This is a genomic window from Aureibaculum marinum, from assembly GCF_003813905.1.
Taxonomy (GTDB): domain Bacteria; phylum Bacteroidota; class Bacteroidia; order Flavobacteriales; family Flavobacteriaceae; genus Aureibaculum; species Aureibaculum marinum.
Window position 1 is genome coordinate 1 of record NZ_RPFJ01000021.1, and the last position, 936, is coordinate 936.

At 31.9% G+C, this 936-nt stretch carries 1 protein-coding gene; it reads left to right on the forward strand.

Going from position 1 to position 936, the window contains the following annotated elements:
- Nucleotides 1–248: 248 nt before the first annotated feature.
- Complete coding sequence (locus EGM88_RS12590) at nucleotides 249–806, forward strand: hypothetical protein (RefSeq protein ID WP_123898766.1); 558 nt, start codon at nucleotides 249–251, stop codon at nucleotides 804–806.
- Nucleotides 807–936: the final 130 nt, after the last annotated feature.

The window sequence follows — 936 nt, forward strand, 5'->3', positions numbered from 1 at the left end:
AAAGAGAGAGGATTACCAATGTTGTCGAAGTCTTAGCTTCACCGTATATATTAACCTTAATTCTCTCTTTTATTCTTTCTGATTAAGTAACAAATTTATTAAAAGACAAACTTAAGCCGTGTATAATTAATTGCTTCATTGAGCTTACTTGCGAATATTCCTGCGGAATATTCACGGGTTCGTAAATGTTTGCTAACTTAGTTGCTTAACCACGCAACTAACCATACACAAACACGTTGCCCACAATTATGAAAAAAATCCTGCTAACATTAATAATCGGAATTTTATTAGCCAATTGTGCTGACAGTAAAACTGAATCAAAAGCCGAAACTGATGAAGTTATAGAAACGGTTGAAAGTGTAATCAAAAATCTTGGAACTACAGAAAGTGAAACTCTAAAAATTATAGATAGTTATCAAGAACTTATTCTAAAACAAAACGGCAATAAGTGCGGAGAATGGGGAGGCGACACAAAAGAAATTCGAATTTACAAAACGGAACATAAAGGAAAAATATTTGCCGACTACAAAAACATAATTATTGACTGCAAAGACCCATATTCTGAAAAAAATGAGCCAAAAACTATTGAGAAAAAAGAGGTTATATTAAATGAATCGGAATTGAATTTAGCACAGGAAAGTATATCTGAATTAATAAAATACAAACTGACGACTGAACAACGGATTTCACACAGTGGAATCGGAAATTATGTAATTTCTCGTGATTCGACTTTGATAATTGAGGATTGGCCCTCTTTTGGTTGGCCAAAATTTAGAGAACTAATTAAACAAATTGAAAATAAATAACTGTGGGCAACACCGTATCCTATGAAAAGCACTAGTCACTCACTTCAAAGTTAATATTTTATTTTTAATTATTACATAATGATGTTTTTGGGGTGTTAAATTGTTGATAATCCTTTTTACCCTTTAGGCT

Bases quoted from the DNA above. Each gene is read 5' to 3' on its own strand.
- EGM88_RS12590 (WP_123898766.1), top strand. From the start codon at position 249: ATGAAAAAAATCCTGCTAACATTAATAATCGGAATTTTATTAGCCAAT.